Raw genomic sequence first — 18,072 nt, forward strand, 5'->3', positions numbered from 1 at the left:
CTGGGCTGCCAGCGGCCCGGGACCCGGGGATCGCCATGGCATCATGGCCCATCCAGAAATCAGTCGATCCCTTGCCCCGGGATCGCCCACCGGCCCGCCTGCGATGAGCCCTTCCCCGCCGCCCCCCGCATCCGTGGACCGACTCCTGCAGCAGATTGCCCAGGAATACGATGGCCTGAGCCGGCAGCTCAAGGCCATTGCCCGCCACATCGAGGTCCACCGCGACCAGCTCGGCCTGCAAGGCATACAGTCCCTGGCCGCGCAATGTGGTGTGCAGCCCTCGGCCGTCGTACGGTTTGCCAAGCATTTCGGGCTCTCGGGTTTTTCCGAGATGCAGCGCCTGTTCCGCGAAGGCCTTGCCGAGCAGATCGCGCCGGGCCGCGCCTATGAGCTGCGCGTGCGCGACATGGTCGAGGCCGGCCCCGCCGCCCTGGAGCCCGTGCAGATTGCCGACGAATTCCTCAAAGGCGGCATGGCCGGCATGCAGCAGCTGCGCCAGAACCTGGACGGTCAGGCATTCGACCGGGCGGTGGAGCTGCTGGCCGGCACGCAGGCGATCTGGATCGCCGGCTCGCGCCGCTCGTTTCCCGTGGCCGTGTATCTGGAATATGCGCTGCAACACACCGACAAGCGCATAGGCCTGTTCAGCGCGCTGGGCAGCATGCAGCAGGGGCAGATCCGGTCGGTGCGCAGCGGCGACGTGATGATCGCCATTTCCTTCATGCCCTATGCGGACGAAACCGTGCAGGTGGCGCAGTGGGCCAGGCAGCGCAGCGCCCACCTGATCGCCATGACCGACAGCCGCATGAGCCCCATTGCGCGCGAGGCCGAGGCGGCCCTGATCGTGCAGGACAGCGCCACCTTCGGCTTTCGCGCGCTGACGGCGGCCATGGGGCTGGCGCAAAGCCTTTTCGTGGCCCTGGCCTACCGGCTGGAGCTGTCGCTGCGCTCGTCAGCCGCGCCCGGCAGCTTGGCAGGCGAGTAGACAAAGCAAAGCGCCACCCTGGGGTGGCGCAGCGGTGAGGCAGGCAGGGGCCGTTGCCGGCCCTTGCCCTGGCCAGGGCGTTCTCAGGCCTTGGCCACGGCGGCCTCGGCAGGCAGGGCCTGCACAGGCTCTCCGTCCAGGGCGGCGTTGAGCTTGCTGTAGTCCAGCTCGTTTTCCCAGCGCGAGACCACCACGGTGGCCACGGCGTTGCCCATGAAGTTCGTCAGCGAGCGGCACTCGCTCATGAAGCGGTCCACGCCCAGGATCAGGGCCATGCCGGCCACGGGCACCTCGGGCACCACGGCCAGCGTGGCGGCCAGCGTGATGAAGCCCGCGCCGGTCACGCCGGCAGCTCCCTTGGAGCTGAGCATGGCCACCAGCAGCAGCGCGATCTCGTGGCCCAGGGTCAGGTGGGTGTTGGTGGCCTGGGCGATGAACAGCGCGGCCAGCGTCATGTAGATGTTGGTGCCGTCCAGGTTGAACGAATAGCCCGTGGGCACGACCAGGCCCACGACGGACTTGCCGCAGCCGGCGCGCTCCATCTTCTGCATCAGCGAAGGCAGGGCCGATTCCGAGGACGAGGTGCCCAGCACCAGCAGCAGCTCGGCCTTCAGGTAGCGTGCCAGCTTGAGCACCGAGAAGCCGCACAGCCGCGCCACGAAGCCCAGCACCACGACCACGAAGAGCAGCGAGGTGATGTAGAACGAGCCCACCAGCCAGGCCAGGTTGACCAGCGAACCCAGGCCGAACTTGCCGATGGTGAAGGCGATGGCGCCGAAGGCGCCCAGCGGCGCAGCCTTCATCAGGATGCCGACCAGCTTGAACACGGGGGCCGTCAGCGCCTCCAGGAAGTTGAGCACGGGCTTGCCGGCGTCGCCGACCATGGCCAGCGAGATGCCGAACAGCACGGCCACGAACAGCACCTGCAGGATGTTGTCGCCCACGAAGGGGCTGACCAGCGTCTTGGGGATGATGTCCATGGCAAAGCCGGTGAGCGTCAGCTCATGCGACTTGGCCACATAGCCCTTGACGGCGGCCTGGTCCAGGTCGGCCGGGTTGATGTTCATGCCGGCGCCAGGCTGCACCACGTGCGCCACCACCATGCCGACCACCAGGGCCAGCGTGGAGAAGAACAGGAAGTAGGCCATGGCCTTGAGGAACACCCGGCCCACCGTGCGCAGGTGCGTCATGCCCGCAATGCCGGTGACGATGGTCAGGAAGATCACCGGCGCGATGATCATCTTCACCAGCTTGATGAAGGCGTCGCCCAGCGGCTTGAACTGCTCGGCGTACTGGGGCTCGAAGTGGCCGAGCAGCACGCCCGCCACGATGGCGACCACCACCTGGAAATACAGCTGGCGGTAGAAGGGCAGCCGCTCGGGGCTGGCGGCGTGGGTGGGGACGGCATGCATGGTGCGGCTCCGGCAGGATTTCTGTGGGGTTGACGCACCACCGAGGTGCGGCAAGTTGCGGGAAGGTGCAGGTTGTACCGCTGGCATCCTCCGGCGCCGATAACCTATTGGTATTAGGCGCAGGCGCTCTCCCAGGGAGAATGGACGCAGAATCAGGGTAATCCCCAACCCCTTCCCGTCCCTGGAAGGCACCAAGCTGGCGCCCAATCGGGCCCAGACCACCATGCCCCAACCCGTTCGACGCCCTTCACGCCGCTCCTTCTGGACCCTGCTGCTGCTGTTCGGCGGCATGCTCGCCTGCATGCTGCTGGCCGGGGAGCTGGTCTACCACCGCGCCCTGCGCGGCGAGGCCGAAAGCGTGCAGCGCCAGCTCAGCCTCTACGCCCAGGCCCTGGGCCAGCGCATAGACCGCTACCGCACCCTGCCCGAGGTACTGGCGCTGGATGCGCAGCTGCGCGCCGCCCTCACCCACCCGCTGTCTCCCGCCGAGGTCGATGCCCTCAACCGCAAGCTGGAGCAGGCCAACGGCGCCAGCCAGTCGTCCACGCTGACCCTGATCGACCGCCACGGCACGGCCCTGGCCGCCAGCAACTGGCGCGAGACGCGCAGCAACGTGGGCGTGGACTACAGCTTCAGGCCCTATGTGCAGCAGGCGCTGTCGCGCGGCAGCGGGCGCTTCTACGGCATCGGCCTGACCACGGGCCTGCCGGGCTACTTCCTGTCGCAGGCCATCCTGGACGAGCACAACGCCGTCGCGGGCCTGGTGGTGATCAAGATCGCGCTGCTGGAGCTGGAGCGCGAATGGCTGCAGACGCCTGACGTGGTCATGGCCTCGGACGAGCACGGCGTGGTCTTCCTGGCCAGCCAGCCCGACTGGCGCTACCGCCTGCTGTCACCCCTGAGCCCCGCCGACGAGGCGGACCTGGCCGCCACGCGCCAGTACATCGACCAGGAACTGCACCCCATGCGCTACCGGGTGCGCCAGGGCCTGGAGCAAGGCAGCCGCCTGGTGCAGATGCAGGAACCCGCCCTGCCCGGCACCACGCTGTGGCAGACCCTGCCCCTGCCCGGCAGCGACTGGCAGTTGCACCTGCTGCATGACACGCAGGCCAGCACCGTGGCCAGCCGCTGGGCGGCGGCGGCCGCTGCGGGCGGCTGGCTGGCCCTGGGCATGCTGGTGCTGTTCGTGCGCCAGCGCAGGCGGCTGGCCGCGCTGCGCCTGCGCAGCCGCCTGGAGCTGGAGACCGTGCTGCGCCAGCATGCCCAGGAGCTGCGCACGGCCCAGGACGGCATCGTCCAGGCCGCGCGCCAGGCCGACACGGGACTGAGCCGCAGCCTGGAGCACCTGCCCCAGGGCGTGGTGGTGATCGATGCCGACCTCAACCTGGTGGCCTGGAACTCGCGCTACGTGGAGCTGTTCCGGTTTCCCTCCGAGCTGCTGCGCACGGGCCAGCCCATAGAGAACCTGTTTCGGTACAACGCCCGGCGCGGCCTGCTGGGGCCCGGCCCCATCGAGGAGGCCATCCACCGGCGGCTGCAGCATCTGCGCAGCGGCAGCCCGCACCTGCGTGAAAGCACCAAGGACGACGGGACGGTGCTGGAGATCCGCGGCAACCCGCTGCCCGATGGCGGCTTCGTCACCAGCTACGCCGACATCACCAGCTACAAGAACGCCGCGCGCGAACTGCGCTCGCTGGCCGATGCGCTGGAGCAGCGCATTGCCGAGCGCACGCGCGACCTGGCCGAAGCCAAGCGCGAGGCCGAGCAGGCCAACCGCTACAAGACCCGTTTCGTGGCCGCTGCGGTGCACGACCTGCTGCAGCCGCTGAACGCCGCGCGCATGTTCAGCTCCCTGCTGCGCAGCCATCTGCATGACGAGGCGGGCCGCCACGTGGCCGACAGCATCGACGGCGCCCTGGCCGCGCAGGACGCCATCCTGGGCAGCCTGCTGGACATCTCGCGCATGGAATCGGGCCAGCTGGAGGTGCGCGTGCGCGACTTCGCGCTGGGCCCGCTGCTGCAGGTCATGCGCCACAACTTCGGCATCCTGGCCGAAAGCCGGGGCCTGCGCCTGAGCGCGGTGGACACGCGCTGCGTGGTGCGCAGCGACGAGGCCCTGCTGCGCCGCATCCTGCAGAACTTCCTGTCCAACGCCATACGCTACACGCGCCAGGGCCGCATCGTCATCGGCTGCCGGCGCCAGGGCCAGCAGTTGCGCATCGAGGTGCACGACCAGGGACCGGGCATTCCCGAGAGCCTGCAGCACGAGATCTTCGAGGAATTCCGCCGCCTGGACGAGGGCCATGGCGACGACCGTGGCGCCGGGCTGGGCCTGGCCATCGTCGAGCGCCTGGGCCGGCTGCTGGGCCATGAGATCGGCCTGCGCTCGCAACTGGGCCGGGGCAGCGTGTTCTGGGTCTGCGTGCCGCTGGGCGACCCGGGCGCCGTGCCGCAGATCGCCGCAAGCGCGCAGACCGGCGACCCGGACCAGGATGCACCGCTGCAGGGCATGAACGCCTGGTATGTGGAGGACGATCCCCAGTCCTGCACCGCCATGCGCGCCCTGCTGCAGCGCTGGGGCTGCAGCGTGCCGCTGGCCGGCGGCCCGGCCGAGGCGCTGGCGCTGGCCGCGCCCGGCGAGGCACCGCAACTGGTGCTGCTCGACGTGCGCCTGGGCCAGTTGCACGGCCCCGATGTCTACGCGCAGCTGTGCCAGCGCTGGGGCCAGTCGCCGCCCGTGATCCTGGTCACGGCCGAGCGCGACGGCATGCTGCGCCGCCAGGCGGCCGAGCGCGGCTGGGGCTTTCTGGCCAAGCCCGTGCGCCCGCCCGCGCTGCGCGCGCTCATGAGCCAGATGCTGCTGCGCCACCGGTAGGGGCACGGCACGCCGCGGCAGGAGTTCAGGCCGTGCCGTCGTTCTCCAGGCTCTTGACCAGCACGGCAGCCTGCGTGCGGCTGTAGCACTCCAGCTTCTTGAGAATGGCCGTCACATGCACCTTGACGGTGTTCTCGGCCAGCCCCAGTTCATGGGCGATCTGCTTGTTGAGCAGGCCGTCGGCCAGGCACAGCAGCACGCGGAACTGCTGGGGCGTGAGCTGGGCCAGCCGCGCGGCCAGCGCGGCGTCGGCCTCGGAGCGCTCGGCGGCCATGGGCGGGAACCAGCTGCCGCCGTCCAGCACTTCCTGCAGGGCCGTGCCTATGGCCTCGGCCGGCGCCGATTTCGGAATGAAGCCCGCGGCACCGAACTGCTGGGCACGGCGGATCACGCGCGGATGGTCGTTGGATGAGATCACCACCACCGGAATGTCGGGGTACTCGCCGCGCACATGCAGCAGCGCGGAGAAGCCGCGCGCGCCCGGCATGGCCAGGTCCAGCAGCACCAGTTCGATCTCGGGGTGCTGCTGCAGCGCCGCCCCCAGGGTCGCAGCGCTTGCGGCCTCCAGCACGGCGAACTGCGGCAGGGCCTCGCGCAGCACATGGATCACCGCAGCGCGGAACAGCGGGTGGTCATCGGCAACGAGCAGGGTGGATTCGGACATGGGCGCGAGTCTGACACGTCTGCAAACACATGCCCGGCTCATGGACCCCCGTGGAGGCCGGTGGCCGGATTGCAGGCTGGCACGCCGTTTGCAATCAGTTGCAGCCACAGGCCTGGCAACAGGCGGAAATCTTCCTCCAACCGACGAACAAGGAGCCCTGAATTGACCTTTGAACCCTCTTGCAAGGACCTGCTGCACAGGCCTGGTGCCCCGGCCCCAACCCAGTGCACGGCAGCGTTCAAGCCGCAAGAGTGCAAAACACAAATTAAGTTTCGTCATAACTGTGTCAAAGACACCACTTTCTGGCCGGTGCAATGGCTGGGATGCGTTGTAATACGCGGCTTAGCCAGTCTGGACTGCCTCGCGCGCGCACCGCAAAGGCACGCCGACACCGGCCGGACCCTGATGCGAAAACGCCACTGTCCCAGGTTTGCCACATAGCCCGCCCAGGGCGTTTGCCTCATCGTCTGCCCCGGTCACAGCACTGGCCAACCGTTTCCACTATCCAACAATGAAAGACTCCTCAACATGAAACGTTCCTTCATCGCACTGGCCGCTGCACTGGCCTGCGCCGGCGCTGCACACGCCCAAAGCTCGGTCCAGCTGACGGGCCTGGTGGACGCCTATGCCGGCTCCATGCGCATGGCTGGCGACGCCAGCGGCAAGGGCGTCGTGGGTTCGGGCGGCATGACCACCTCCTGGTGGGGCATGAAGGGCCAGGAAGACCTGGGCGGCGGCCTGAAGGTCGATTTCCAGCTGACGGCCTTCATGCGCGTGGACACCGGCAGCCCCGGCCGCTTCGACGGCGACCCGTACTTCTCGCGCGATGCCAACGTCGGCCTGTCCGGCGGCTTCGGCACGGTGCGCCTGGGCCGCGGCATGGCGCCCAACTTCCTGCCCACCATCCTGACCAACCCCTTCGGCGACTCCTTCACCATCTCCCCGCTGGTGCTGCACGCCAACGTGGGCACGGCAGCCTGGGGCTCGGCCAACCTGACCACGCCGTCGGACACCGGCTGGAGCAACCAGATCGTCTACAGCACGCCCAAGTTCGGCGGCCTGCAGGCCAACGTCCACTACCAGTTCGGTGAAAAGGGCGGCGACTCCGGCAAGAAGAACATCGGCGTGAACGCCATGTACTTCGGCGGCCCGCTGAGCCTGGTGGCCTTCTACGAACGCGCCCAGATCAGCAACCCCGTGAGCCTGGCCGTCATGCCCACCAAGACCGACTGGATGCTGGGCGGCACCTACAACTTCGAAGTGGCCAAGCTGTACGCGACCTACGGCCAGGCCAAGGTCAAGGACCTGGACCGCAAGAACAGCACCTACTCGCTGGGCCTGGACGTGCCCGTGAGCAGCGCCGGCACCATCAAGGCAGCCCTGGCCCGCACCAAGGCCGAGATCGGCGCCGTGGACTCCACGCGCACCACGGCCAGCCTGGGCTACGACCACTACCTGTCCAAGCGCACCGATGTGTACACCGTGCTGATGCACGACCGCATCACGGACCTGAAGTCGGGCACCAGCCTGATCGCGGGTATCCGCCACCGTTTCTAAGGCGACGCCTGGCCTGCCAGCACGGGCCGGGGACTTACGTCCCGAACTTTCAGCGAGGCCCTGCCTCGCTTTTTTTTCGGCCTTCTGAAGATCGATAGGGAATTTCTCCCACCGCTTTTTTCACGAACGTCAAGAGAGAAAGCGATTGTCCGACAGCCACGCTGCGCAATCCGGTGTGCAATGGAGTCCAGGCCCAGCCCCATGCTCTGCCTGCGCTGCCAGACAGGAGGTGCACCATGCGCAGACCCAGCCCCTTCGGACGTCATCCCTTCATTGCCTTCACCGCCACGGTATTGCTTGCCGTCGCCGCCAGCGTTGCCACCTTGTGGCTGGACAGCGCCGCCCCGGCCGCAGACACCTTGCTGCAAAAAGACCCGGGCGCCCTGCTGTCGTCGATGTAGGCCCTGCAAGCGCCTGCAAATGCCTGCTCAGCGCCATCCCTTGCGGACTGGCGCTGTTTTCATTTACCGGCCGATGCGCCGGTTGATGTACCTGCCGATGCGCCCCCACCGCTGGCCGTCTTCTCCAGCAGCGCCAGCCTGCGCCTGACGGACTGGGCCTTGTCCACCTCGCCCGCCTGATCATGGGCCCTGGCCTGCAGCAGCAGCCAGGCCATCACCGCCCGGCGCCAGCCCTGGGCCGAGGCGGTCTCGGCACCCAGCTCCAGCAACTGCGGCTGTGCCGCCCCCGCCCGCAAGGCCGCGCCGGCCGCCACCAGCCGGGGCAGCGGCTCCTTGATGGCGCCCACGGCAGCCAGCGCCGAGGCAGGCGCACCCAGCAGCGCCTGCGCCACGGGGCGCTGTAGTTCCGGCAATAGCGCAATGTCTTCGGGCCGGGGCCTGCCTTGCAAATAGCGCGCATAGGCGGCCTCGGCTGGCGCCGCGTCAAGCGCCAGCGCCTGGTAGCCGGGGCAGTCGTCCCATTCCAGACTGGCCACCTGGGCCGCGCAGCGCATCAGTTCAAGGCGCGCGGCCAGGTCGGTGCGGCCCGTGGCGGCCACCTCGGCGCGGGCCTTGTCCCATTCCAGGGCCTGCACGCGCTGGCGGCCTTCCAGGTAGGCGGTGGAGGCGCGCTGGGACGCAGATTCGGCATTCAGCGCCCAGTCCGGTGCGGGCGGGCGGCTGCTGCAGCCTGCCAGCACCAGGGTCAGCACGGCGCCGGCGACGGCATGGCGCGCCAGGAGGGTTGCGGCAGAAAGTTTCTTGGCGGCAGCACTCATGGCAGCTTCAACTCCGGTTGATGGGCAAACGGCCACTTGCGCTGCAGGTCGGCCAGCACGCCTTCGAGGCGGCGCAGGTTGCCCTCCACCTCGGCGCGCAGGGCGCCCAGGTCGGCCGTGGCCTCGCGCGCATTGGAGCCCACGGCCTGGGCCTCGGCCAGCACGGCGTCCACCTTGCCCAGCGTGCGGCGCGTATCGGCCAGCAGGCCGTTGAGCTGCACCACGGTGGAACGCACCTCGGGCATGACGCCGCCGGCGTCGAACACCTGGCTGTCGGCCCGCGCCACCATGCGCTCCATGCGGGCCAGCGTGGCATTGGCGCGGTCCAGCAGGGCCGTGACCTTGCGCGCCTCCTGCTCGCTGCCCATGACCACGCCGAGCACGCCGCCCGGCCCCTGGGCCCGGCCGGCCAGGCCCCGCAGCTCGGTCAGCGACCCGCCCAGGGCCGAATCCGGCGCGGTGAGCTGGGCGATGTTGCCCAGCACTTCCTTGGCCGTGGACATGATCTGCGGCAGCTCGGCCGTGGCATCGCCGCGCAGCACGGGGCGCACGGCCTCGTCGGGCAGCGGCGGATCGCTGAGGATGCCGCTGTAGGCCTTGATGGTGGTGCCACCCACCAGCCCCTTGACCAGGGTGAAGACGCTGGACTCGCGCAGCCAGTGCGCGTCCTTGCGCGGCACGTCGATGAGGATTCGCACATTGCCGTCCTCGGCCAGCTCGATGCGGCGCACGCGCCCGATCGGAAAGCCCGAGAAGGTCATGTCCATGCCCACGCTCACGCCCTCGGAGTCGTCGGCCGTGAGCACCAGGCGCTGCGTGGCGTCGAACACGCCGCGCGAGTACAGCAGGTACAGGGCCGATCCAAGAATCAGCACCAGCGTGAACAGCAGCAGGCCCGCCGCCTTGGCGCGCAGGTGCGCCACGGGCTTGAGGGCCTCGATTTCCTCGCCGTCCCAGGGGTCTGGCGGCGTGCGCCGCGTATCGGTCATGGCATTCCTTGTTCTGGCACGGGCCTTGCCGTGCATGTGGGGTTCGTAGAGTTCAGCGGGCGTGCTCAGTAGTAGTTGCCCATGAGCGAGATCACCTCGATCACCAGCAGCACGGCAAACATGCGCGCAAAGCCGCCCAGCGCCGCGCCGCCGAGCCGGTGGCGCCGCAGCGGCGCATACAGGCCCGAAGCCATGGGCATGATGGCCACGGTGAGGCTGAAGAACCAGGTCTTGAGCACGAAGACCAGGGTCACGGCCGGCGTGAAGATCTGGCCGAAGATGCGCGTGTAGCCGGGCAGGCCCGCCAGCGTGAAGCCATAGACGCTCAGGTAGACGGTGACCAGGGCCACCACGCAGCTGAGCACGGCCAGCGTGACCGAGGCAAACACGCCACCGGCCGCGCGCGGCACCAGGGCCATGCGCAGCGGATCGGAGCCGCGCTCCTGCCAAGCCTGGAGCTGGCCCCGCGCGCGCAGCTGCGCAATCAGCGTGCCATTGGGAATGGTGCAGCGCATGGCCACGAACAGTGCGGCCGTCAGCGGGATCAGCTCGATCACCAGCACGCGCACCACCATCTCCAGCGCATAGCGCGACAGCCCATAGCTCAGCGCCGTGACGATGACGATGCGCGTGATCACCGCGCACAGCAGCGCCGCCAGCGCCGTGAAGCCCAGCAGGATGGGCCCGGTCTGCACATAGATCTGGTGCGCCATGGCACGCCGCGCGCCGCGCCGGTAGCTGGAAGGGGACATGGCCAGCACCAGCAGCACGGCGCCCAGGTAGACGCTGCGCCACCAGGCCAGCGCATGGTCGCGCAGCGCCGCCCAGATGCGGTCGGGAAGGGACAGGGCTGCGTGGCTGAGGCTCATCGGTCGATGATAGCGAGCCGTACCGGGACGGTCCGTCGGACGCCGGCGCAAGACAGGCAGCTGCGGACGGCGCTACACATGGCGCTTGGCGCCGGTACTGCCCAGGGCGGGTGTCAGCGGTTCGTCGGCCTGGGCGTGCAGGGCCTCGATCAGATGGCAGTAGCTGGCCGACCCGTCGCACTGGCTGCGCAGCTGCATCAGCTCATGCTCCAGCGCGCGCAGCTCGGCCAGGCGCTCGCGCACATGGCCCAGGTGGGCATCCAGGGTTTCGTTGGCGGCCACGCAGTCGGCCTTGCTGGCGCCGTCCAGCGCCAGCAGGGTGCGCACCTCGTCCAGCGACATGTCCATGGCGCGGCACAGGCGGATGAAGCGCAGCCGGTGCACATCGCTGTCGCTGTACAGCCGGTACTGGTTGTCCTCGCGCACGCCTGCACTGAGCAGCCTTTCCTTCTCGTAGTAGCGGATGTTGGCGGCGGCCACGCCGGAACGCTTGGCCGCCTCGCCGATGCGCCAGCGCGCAGATTCATGCTGTGACATGCTTGACCTTGAAGTGACTTCACCGTTTCCAATGCTCGCATGAACTCCAATCGCCTGCCAAGCCCTCAGGGCAACGAGGCCCTGAAAGCCTTCCCAGCCCATTCCACGCCCGCCTCGACTTCGCCGTCTTCCGCCTGCGGCACCGATTGCTGCGCGCCCTTCACCATCACCCAGCCCACGCCGGCCCGCAAGAAGGCCCATGGCCATTCGCATGCGCACGGCGAGGGCCATGGCCACGATCACGACCACAATCACGACCACGGTCACGACGAGAGCGATCCCCATGCCGGCCATGACCACAGCGTGCTGCCCGGCTGGCCGCGCATCACGGCCGCGCTGATTGCAGCCGTGCTGGCCGAAGCCGCCCACTGGCTCAGCGGCTCCCAGGGCGGCGTGCCGGCCCTGCAATACGGCGGCATGGCCGTGGCCGTGCTGGCCATTGCCCTGTCGGGCCTGGGCGTCTACAAGGCCGGCATCCGCGACGTGCTGCGCCTGAAGCTGGGCATCCACGCGCTGATGGCCATTGCCGTCACGGGAGCCTTCGCCATCGGCCAGTGGCCCGAGGCCGCCATGGTCATGGCCCTGTACGCCGCGGCAGAGCGCATCGAGGACCAGGCCATGGACCGCGCGCGCAATGCCATCCGCAGCCTGCTGCAGATGGCGCCCGAGACGGCCGACGTGCTCCAGCCCGATGGCAGCGTGCAGCGCGTGGCCGCCGCCGACGTGGCACTGGACGCCACCGTGCGCGTGGCCCCCGGCGCGCGCGTGCCGCTGGACGGCGTGGTCCTGCGCGGCGAAAGCTCGGTCAACCAGGCCCCCATCACCGGAGAAAGCGCTCTGGCCGACAAGGCCCCGGGCGACGAGCTCTACGCCGGCAGCATCAACCAGGATGGCGAGCTGCAGATGCGCGTCACCTCGGCGGCCAATGACAGCCTGATTGCGCGCATCGTCCATGCCGTGGAGCAGGCCCAGGCCTCCAAGGCGCCCACCCAGCGCTTCGTCGACCGCTTTGCTGCCGTCTACACGCCCATCGTGCTGGTGCTGGCCATTGCGCTGGCGGTGCTGGCACCGCTGGTCATGGACTGGAGCTGGCATGACGCGGCCTACCAGGCGCTGGCCCTGCTGGTCATCTCCTGCCCCTGCGCCCTCGTGCTGTCCACCCCCGTCACCGTGGTCAGCGCGCTCACGGCCGCGGCACGCCGCGGCCTGCTGATCAAGGGCGGCCAGGCGCTGGAATCGGCCCGCAAACTGCGCGCCATTGCCCTGGACAAGACCGGCACGCTGACCACGGGCAGCCCCAAGCTGGTCGAATGGAAATCCTGGAGCGAAGAGGATGCAGCCCGGGACACCGCCCCTGGCCCCGCCCTGCCCGCCGCGCGCGCCCTGGCCCTGGCCGGCCGCTCGGACCACCCGGTCTCGCGCGCCATTGCTTCCGGCCTCCAGGCTGATGCCGCCGTGGCCGCCGTGGCCGCGCGGGCCTCGGTCAGCAAGCTGCTGGCCCTGCCCGGCCGTGGCGTGCAGGCCGAGATCGACGGCCAGCTCTGGACCCTGGCCAACCTGCGCTGGGTGCAGGAGCAAGGCTGGGACAGCGCCGCGCTGCGCGCCGGCTTGGCCATGCACGAAGCCCAGGGCCGCACCGTGACCCTGCTGGCCGACAGCAGCGGCGTGCGGGCCCTGTTCGCCGTGGCCGACCCGCTGCGGCCCCAGGCCCGCGAAGCCGTGGCGCGCCTGCAGGCCCTGGGCGTGCAGCCCGTGGTGCTCAGCGGCGACAACACGGCCACCGTGCGCTCCATCGCTGCCGAAGCCGGCATCCAGGATGCGCGCGGCGGCCTGCTGCCCCAGGACAAGCTCGACGCACTGGCCGAGCTGCAACGCACACGCGGCCCCACGGCCATGACGGGCGACGGCATCAACGACGCGCCGGCACTGGCCCAAGCCGACATCGGCTTTGCCATGGGCGGCATGCACAGCACGGGCATGGCCATGGAAACCGCCGACGTGGTGCTGATGAACGACGACCTGCGCCGCCTGCCCGAGGTGGTGGAGCTGTCACGCAGCGCCCACGCCGTGCTCTGGCAGAACATCGCCCTGTCGTTGGGCGTCAAGCTGGTGTTCTTCGCGCTGGCCCTGGCCGGCAACGCCAGCATGTGGCTGGCTGTGCTCGCCGACATGGGCGTGAGCCTGCTGGTGGTCGGCAACGGCCTTCGGCTGCGCCGCTGGGGCAGCGACAGGGAGGCGGCATGACCGACGCCCAGCGCCGTGCCGCCTTCACCCACCTGCTGCACAGCTTCCGTTCAAGCCAGGACCAGGCGCCCGCACAGCGCTGGCTGCTGCTGGAGGCCAGCCATGTGCTGGGCCAGCAGCTGCTGGGCCTGCACTGGCGATCCCACTGCTGGATGCTGCGCCACGCGCTGCAGTTACGCGACGGCAGGGAGGTCGCCGGCCAGCTGCTGCGCCTGGCCCTGGTGCCCGCAGGCCATCTGCTGGACCGGCTGCCGCGCGGCAACACCGGCCGCACCACGGTGCCGGCCACCCTGCCCATGGACATGCCACCCGCCATATCGGCGCTGATCGCCGAGGCACTGCGCACCACGCGCCGCCCGCCCGGGCAGAGGGCTCGCACCTGAGGAACTTCGTGGCACCGTCCGGTATCATCCATGCCTATGCGTCGCCCCTTGTCCATTGTCCTGGTCTTGCTGCTGGTCCTGCGTGGCCTGCTGGGCGATGCCATGGCCATGGGGGCTGCGCCGGTGATGGGCGTCCCGGCTCCGGCCGTCGCATTGGCGTCGGACTCCGCACTCCACCACCATGCGCCGGAGATCGCGCAGTCGCCGGACAGCCATGAACGGCATCCGGCACACGCCACGGAGCAGCCCTCTCACCCCTCGCATACGTTGCACGCCGAGCACAGTGCAGACTGCTCCCCCCAGGCCGGCAGCCCTGCGGGCGGCGGCTGCGGCGAGCATGAACACGGCCCCAGCTGCACCCTGTGCGGCATCTGCCATTCGGCCCTTTTCACCCCTGGCCAGATCGGTTCGGACGGCGCTGCGCCGTCCGCCGCACTGCGCCCCCAAGGCAGCACGCGCTTTGCCAGCGCGGCCAAGCTGCAGGCCATCAAGCCACCCATTTCCTGAAGCCTGACGCCCGAAGTGCGTCCGCGCCATCCCTGCCGCCCGTCCATGGGCAGCCCGTTCTCGGGCATGGCAGGGCGCTTGGCTGCGGATGCGTCACCCGTTACGCATTCAGGAGATCACCATGCGCCGAGCGCATTTTCTCGCCCCCCTCATCCCCCTCATCCATTTCGGGCTGGCGGCCCTTGCCGCATCCAGCCCTGCTGCCTGGACCCAGGTCCATGACGGCAAGCATCCGCCGGCCTCTTCCTCCGCAGGCCTGACCGGCGCCATCGATCCGGCAGCCGCCAGCCTGCCCCTGCGCCATGCGGCCCTGCCGCCCAGCGGCGCCGTGGAAACCGAACTGACCGACTGGCGCCAGGCCAACGCTGCCGTGGCCGAGTTTCCCAACGGCCATATGGACATCCTGCGCTGGGAAGCTGCCCAGGCCGGCCGATCCACGCCTGCGCCGTCCCCGCACGGCTCTCACCTGCAGCACGGAGGCCGGCCATGAAGCGCACCGTCTTCGCCCCCACCCGGCTGATCGGCGCCATGGCTGCCGTGCTGGCCCTGGCCGGCTGCGCCAGCATCTCGCCCGACGGCCTGCGCGGCGCGGTCCAGTCCCATACCGCCAGCCGCCTGCCGGACGGCGCCCAACTGCCACCAACCGATCTGCAGGCCCGCGACGCGGCGCAGCAGCGCATCGACGAGTGGCTGCGCCAGCCGCTGGACATGGACCAGTCCGTGCGCATCGCACTGCTCAACAATCCCGGCCTGCAGGCGCGCCTGGCGCAACTGGGCGTGCAGGATGCAGACCGCGTGCAGGCCCTGACGCTGCCCAACCCCACGCTGACCCTGGGCCGCATGGTCAACAGCGACGAGCGCGAGATCGAGCGCCAGCTGAGCTTCGGCCTGGTCAGCCTGATCACCCTGCCCTGGCGCAGTCGCTGGCAGGGCATGCAGATGGAACAGGCCACGCTGACCGCCGCGCAGGACGTGCTGCGGCTGGCCGCCGACACGCGCCGCGCCTGGCTGCGCGCCGTGGCCGCACGCCAGCAGCTGGCGTCCAGCGAGCGCATGCACGAGGCGGCCGAGGCCGGTGCCGAGCTGGCGCGGCGCATGGCCCGCGTGGGCAACTTCAGCCGGCTGCAGCAGGCGCGCGAGCTCAGCATCCAGCAGGACACCGCAGCCCAGCTGGCGCGTGCGCGCCTGGCCGCCACGGCCGAGCATGAGCAACTGGCCCGCCTGATGGGCCTGTGGGGACGGCGCATCGATTTCAAGCTGCCCGACCAGTTGCCCGCCATCCCGCAGGCCGCCACGCAGTTGCGCGCCGGGGACGATGCCGAGGCCACCGCGCTGCGAGAGCGCCTGGACCTGCGCGCCCTGCGCCGCGACCTGGACCATCTGGGCGAGCGCCGGGGCTGGGCGCGCGCCGGCGCCATCTTCGGCGACATCGGCCTGGGCTACAGCCGCAACACCGCCACGGACCGGGCCACTGGCCACAGTGATGTGACACGCGGCTGGGAGATCGACCTGCCCCTGCCGCTGTTCGACTGGGGCGGCGCTGCCAGCGGCCGCGCGCGCGCCGAGCTGCAGCGCAGCGCGGCCCAGCTGCAGCAAGGCGCCATCCAGGCGCGCGCCGAGGCGCGCAGCAGCTGGATGCGCTACCGCACGGCCTGGGACCTGGCCCACCAGCAGCAGGCCGAGGTGCTGCCGCTGCGCCGCTTCATCCAGGACGAAACCATGCTTCGCTACAACGGCATGTTCGTCAGCGTCTGGCAATTGCTGGCCGAGGCCCGCAGCAGCGCCCAGGCCGTGGCCACCGCCACCGATGCGCAGCGCGACTTCTGGCTGGCAGAGACCGACCTGCAGCTGGCACTGACCGGCACGTCGCCGGGAGCCATCCAGGCTGCCGCCAGCGCTGCCGCGCCCACCCCCACCAACGAAGCGAGCCACTGACATGAACCGCCGCAATTTCTTCACCGGCGCCGCCGTGGCCGCCGTCTCCAGTGCCGCCGTCAGCCGCGTGGCCCTGGCCGCCCTGCCCGAGGCAGCGACCCAGTCCTCGGCCGAAACCGCCGCGCCACTGGCCCCGCCCAACGGCCGCCCCTACCGCCCCGTGGTCACGCTCAATGGCTGGACCACCCCCTGGCGCATGAACGCAGGCGTCAAGGAATTCCACCTGGTGGCCGAGCCCGTGGTGCGCGAGGTGGCACCGGGCTTCTTCGTCAACATGTGGGGCTACAACGGCCAGAGCCCGGGACCGACCATCGAGGTGGTGGAAGGCGACCAGGTCCGCATCTTCGTGACCAACCGCCTGCCCGAGCACACCACCGTGCACTGGCACGGCCAGCGCCTGCCCAACGGCATGGACGGCGTGGGCGGCCTGACCCAGCCGCACATCCCGCCCGGCAAGACCTTCGTCTACGAGTTCACGGCGCGCCGGCCCGGCACCTTCATGTACCACCCGCATGCCGACGAGATGGTGCAGATGGCCATGGGAATGATGGGCCTGTGGATCACGCACCCGAAGGTGGCGCACCCGCAGATCGCCGAGGTCCAGCGCGACTACGCCTTCCTGCTGTCGGCCTACGACGTGGAGCCCGGCTCCATGACCCCACGCGTGGCCGAGATGACGGACTTCAACATCTGGACCTTCAACAGCCGGGTGTTCCCCGCCATCAGCCCCGTCGTCGCCCGGCGCGGCGACCGCGTGCGCCTGCGCGTGGGCAACCTGACCATGACCAACCACCCCATCCACGTGCATGGCCACGAGTTCGAGGTCACGGGCACGGACGGCGGCCCCGTGCCCCGGTCCGCACGCTGGCCCGAGGTGACCACCGACGTGGCCGTGGGCCAGATGCGGCAGGTGGAGTTCATCGCCGACGAGCTGGGCGACTGGGCCCTGCACTGCCACAAGAGCCACCACACCATGGGCGCCATGGGCCACGACACGCCGACCATGATCGGCGTGGACCACCGGGGCCTGGTCGGCAAGATCCAGAAGATCGTGCCCGACTACATGGTCATGGGCGAGCGCGGCATGGGCGACATGGCCTCCATGGAAATGCCGCTGCCCGACAACACCTTCCCGATGATGACGGGCACGGGCCCCTTCGGCCCCCTCGAGATGGGCGGCATGTTCACCACCCTCAAGGTGCGCGAGCAGCTGGGCGCCAACGACTACGGCGACCCGGGCTGGTTCACCCACCCCAAGGGCAGCGTGGCCTATGAATGGAAGGGGCCGGCGGCCGAAGCCCCCGCACCGCGCCAGACCACGCCCGGCCAGTCCCCCGGCGCGCCCAGCGTGCGCAAGCCCGGTGCGGGCCATGAGCACCACTGATGCCACCCAAGGAGTCCCTCATGAACACCTTTGCCCTCCTCCTCGCCACGGCACTGCTTGCCGGCCCCGCTGCCGTCTTCGCCCATGGCAGCGGGGCCCACGATGACGCTCCCAAGGCCGCCGCGGTCAAGGAGCAAAAGCCCTGGGGCATCGTCGGCGATGCCTCGGCAGCCCGGCGCACCATCACCCTGGACATGAGCGACAACATGCGCTTCACACCAGAGCGCATCAGCGTCAGGCGCGGCGAGACGGTGCGCCTGCGCGTGGCCAACAAGGGCCAGGTCATGCACGAGATCGTGCTGGGCACGCCGGCCTCGCTGGACGAGCACGCGCAGATGATGCTCAAGTTCCCCACCATGGAGCACGGCGAGCCCTACATGGCCCATGTCTCGCCCGGCCAATCCGGCGACCTGGTCTGGAATTTCAACCGCGAAGGCAGCTTCGACTTTGCCTGCCTCATCCCCGGCCACTACCAGGCCGGCATGCGCGGAACCATCACGGTGACGCAATGA

The 18,072-nt window shown here is 69.8% G+C and carries 17 protein-coding genes; 11 read left to right on the top strand and 6 right to left on the bottom strand.

What is annotated here, in order from left to right:
* Positions 1 to 103 precede the first annotated feature (103 nt).
* Positions 104 to 985, top strand: a complete 882-nt coding sequence (locus tag ACF8NF_RS27175; protein WP_016452430.1) for a MurR/RpiR family transcriptional regulator — start codon at positions 104 to 106, stop codon at positions 983 to 985.
* An 83-nt stretch (positions 986 to 1,068) separates the two neighbouring features.
* Here the strand turns inward: ACF8NF_RS27175 and ACF8NF_RS27180 are convergent, their stop codons facing one another.
* Entirely contained in the window at positions 1,069 to 2,397 is a 1,329-nt protein-coding gene (locus tag ACF8NF_RS27180; RefSeq protein ID WP_016449906.1) for a dicarboxylate/amino acid:cation symporter, read from the bottom strand.
* A 223-nt stretch (positions 2,398 to 2,620) separates the two neighbouring features.
* Between ACF8NF_RS27180 and ACF8NF_RS27185 the strand changes: the two genes are divergently transcribed.
* Positions 2,621 to 5,272: a PAS-domain containing protein gene (locus ACF8NF_RS27185; RefSeq protein WP_061287759.1), complete on the top strand. Its 2,652-nt coding sequence runs from the start codon at positions 2,621 to 2,623 to the stop codon at positions 5,270 to 5,272.
* A gap of 25 nt (positions 5,273 to 5,297) precedes the next feature.
* Here ACF8NF_RS27185 and ACF8NF_RS27190 read toward each other — a convergent pair whose 3' ends face one another.
* Complete coding sequence (locus ACF8NF_RS27190) at positions 5,298 to 5,936, bottom strand: response regulator transcription factor (RefSeq protein ID WP_016449908.1); 639 nt, start codon at positions 5,934 to 5,936, stop codon at positions 5,298 to 5,300.
* A gap of 528 nt (positions 5,937 to 6,464) precedes the next feature.
* Here ACF8NF_RS27190 and ACF8NF_RS27195 point away from each other — a divergent pair.
* Both ACF8NF_RS27195 and ACF8NF_RS27200 read left to right on the top strand, forming a co-directional pair.
* Positions 6,465 to 7,493, top strand: coding sequence for a porin (locus ACF8NF_RS27195; protein ID WP_016449909.1), 1,029 nt, complete (start codon positions 6,465 to 6,467; stop codon positions 7,491 to 7,493).
* Between the two features lie 236 nt (positions 7,494 to 7,729).
* On the top strand, positions 7,730 to 7,894 hold the full coding sequence (locus ACF8NF_RS27200) for a hypothetical protein (RefSeq protein WP_016449910.1): 165 nt from the start codon (positions 7,730 to 7,732) through the stop codon (positions 7,892 to 7,894).
* A gap of 59 nt (positions 7,895 to 7,953) precedes the next feature.
* Here the strand turns inward: ACF8NF_RS27200 and ACF8NF_RS27205 are convergent, their stop codons facing one another.
* The 4 genes from ACF8NF_RS27205 to ACF8NF_RS27220 all read right to left on the bottom strand — a co-directional run bounded on the left by ACF8NF_RS27205 (position 7,954) and on the right by ACF8NF_RS27220 (position 11,107).
* Complete coding sequence (locus tag ACF8NF_RS27205) at positions 7,954 to 8,712, bottom strand: hypothetical protein (protein WP_392451617.1); 759 nt, start codon at positions 8,710 to 8,712, stop codon at positions 7,954 to 7,956.
* Positions 8,709 to 9,701, bottom strand: coding sequence for an MlaD family protein (locus ACF8NF_RS27210; RefSeq protein ID WP_013803088.1), 993 nt, complete (start codon positions 9,699 to 9,701; stop codon positions 8,709 to 8,711). Before ACF8NF_RS27210 ends, ACF8NF_RS27205 begins: the two co-directional genes overlap by 4 nt.
* A 65-nt stretch (positions 9,702 to 9,766) precedes the next feature.
* Positions 9,767 to 10,570: an ABC transporter permease gene (locus tag ACF8NF_RS27215; RefSeq protein ID WP_012204765.1), complete on the bottom strand. Its 804-nt coding sequence runs from the start codon at positions 10,568 to 10,570 to the stop codon at positions 9,767 to 9,769.
* A 72-nt stretch (positions 10,571 to 10,642) separates the two neighbouring features.
* Entirely contained in the window at positions 10,643 to 11,107 is a 465-nt protein-coding gene (locus ACF8NF_RS27220; protein ID WP_154834674.1) for a Cd(II)/Pb(II)-responsive transcriptional regulator, read from the bottom strand.
* 39 nt (positions 11,108 to 11,146) lie between these two features.
* Here ACF8NF_RS27220 and ACF8NF_RS27225 point away from each other — a divergent pair, with 39 nt between their 5' ends.
* The 7 genes from ACF8NF_RS27225 (at position 11,147) to ACF8NF_RS27255 (ending at position 18,072) form a co-directional block, all read left to right on the top strand.
* Positions 11,147 to 13,351 carry a heavy metal translocating P-type ATPase gene (locus tag ACF8NF_RS27225; protein WP_392451618.1) on the top strand — a complete coding sequence of 735 codons (2,205 nt, stop codon included), beginning with the start codon at positions 11,147 to 11,149 and terminating at the stop codon, positions 13,349 to 13,351.
* Positions 13,348 to 13,734 carry a DUF3703 domain-containing protein gene (locus ACF8NF_RS27230; protein ID WP_016449914.1) on the top strand — a complete coding sequence of 129 codons (387 nt, stop codon included), beginning with the start codon at positions 13,348 to 13,350 and terminating at the stop codon, positions 13,732 to 13,734. Before ACF8NF_RS27225 ends, ACF8NF_RS27230 begins: the two co-directional genes overlap by 4 nt.
* A gap of 48 nt (positions 13,735 to 13,782) precedes the next feature.
* Entirely contained in the window at positions 13,783 to 14,241 is a 459-nt protein-coding gene (locus tag ACF8NF_RS27235) for a hypothetical protein (RefSeq protein WP_392451619.1), read from the top strand.
* A 121-nt stretch (positions 14,242 to 14,362) separates the two neighbouring features.
* Entirely contained in the window at positions 14,363 to 14,731 is a 369-nt protein-coding gene (locus ACF8NF_RS27240) for a hypothetical protein (RefSeq protein WP_392451620.1), read from the top strand.
* Positions 14,728 to 16,176 (top strand): TolC family protein, encoded by a 1,449-nt coding sequence (locus ACF8NF_RS27245; protein WP_392451621.1) that lies wholly within the window; start codon positions 14,728 to 14,730, stop codon positions 16,174 to 16,176. Before ACF8NF_RS27240 ends, ACF8NF_RS27245 begins: the two co-directional genes overlap by 4 nt.
* A 1-nt stretch (position 16,177) precedes the next feature.
* Complete coding sequence (locus ACF8NF_RS27250; protein ID WP_392451622.1) at positions 16,178 to 17,560, top strand: multicopper oxidase family protein; 1,383 nt, start codon at positions 16,178 to 16,180, stop codon at positions 17,558 to 17,560.
* Between the two features lie 20 nt (positions 17,561 to 17,580).
* Positions 17,581 to 18,072: a plastocyanin/azurin family copper-binding protein gene (locus ACF8NF_RS27255; protein WP_392451623.1), complete on the top strand. Its 492-nt coding sequence runs from the start codon at positions 17,581 to 17,583 to the stop codon at positions 18,070 to 18,072.

The sequence above is a fragment of the Delftia sp. WSY_22 genome (assembly GCF_043104185.1).
GTDB classification, from domain to species: Bacteria; Pseudomonadota; Gammaproteobacteria; order Burkholderiales; family Burkholderiaceae_C; genus Comamonas; species Comamonas tsuruhatensis.